Below are 908 nucleotides of genomic sequence, written 5' to 3'. Positions count from 1 at the left end.
GGCGGGAGGCGGGGGCGCGTCGTCCGCGCGTGGCTCGAAGTAGTCGTACTCGTCGAAGGCTTCCTCGGGCGCGGCGCGCAGCCGGTCGCGCTGGACGAGGAGGGATCCGGCCTGCACGAAGCGGAGCGGCAGGCCCTCGGACTCGAACCAGAGGTCGCCCGCCCAGTTCCGCTCCTCCTCGGTGAGGGGGCGCTCGACGACCTTCTCCAGCAGGGCCAGCGAGGCGCCGCGGCCGAGGCCCGCGAGGAGCACCTCCTCAAGGTGGGCGTCGACGCCGGGGGTGGTGTCGGTGGTGGCGGCGAGCAGGAAGGCGCACTCGGGGGTGGCGGCGAGCAGTTCGTCGAGGGCCGCTCCGCCGATCTCCAGGTCGTCGACGGTGACGACGGCGCCGATGGAGCGGACGAGCGCGAGCAGTTCGTCGCGGTCGGGGCGGTGGCCCGGGGCCTTGTAGACGGCGTCGAAGAGGGCGTGGAGCAGGTCGGTTCCGGTGCGGCCGCAGGAGCGGCAGCTGCGGGGCGGGCGGACCGGCGGGCACGGGGGGTGCGCCGGCGCGTTCATGGTCGGTGCGTTCGGCGGCGGTGCGGCGGACCGGGGCGTCGGGTCCTGAGCCGGGCGGAATCGCCTCGACCTCGCTGCCGTCGACGGGGTTGACCGTGAGCAGCAGGTCGCCCGCGGTCAGCTGGACGACACGGACCTGCTGCGGTGTCTGCGGGCCGAAGTCGGCGCCGCCGGAGTCGCGGGACGGCCGTCGGTGGCCGGGCTCGCCGCCGGAGCGGTCGTGGCCCTGCCCGTACTCATCGGGTGCCCGGTGTGTCGGGTCCATCGCAAAGTCCCCCAGACGCGTCGTGCGCGGTTGCCCCTCCCGGCCTCACACGCGCCCCGCTGTCGCTTCCGGTCCGGTGTCCGCC

Annotated in this window: 1 pseudogene; it reads right to left on the bottom strand. The window is 75.4% G+C overall.

The window, feature by feature from the left end:
* A pseudogene (locus D3105_RS34160) lies at positions 1-823 on the bottom strand (ATP-binding protein); the annotation flags it as partial.
* Positions 824-908 lie beyond the last annotated feature (85 nt).

It is taken from the genome of Streptomyces globisporus (assembly GCF_003501885.1).
Classification (GTDB): domain Bacteria; phylum Actinomycetota; class Actinomycetes; order Streptomycetales; family Streptomycetaceae; genus Streptomyces; species Streptomyces globisporus_D.
The sequence above is the reverse complement of the archived record's forward strand: the minus strand, read 5'-3'. Positions and strand labels throughout refer to the sequence as shown.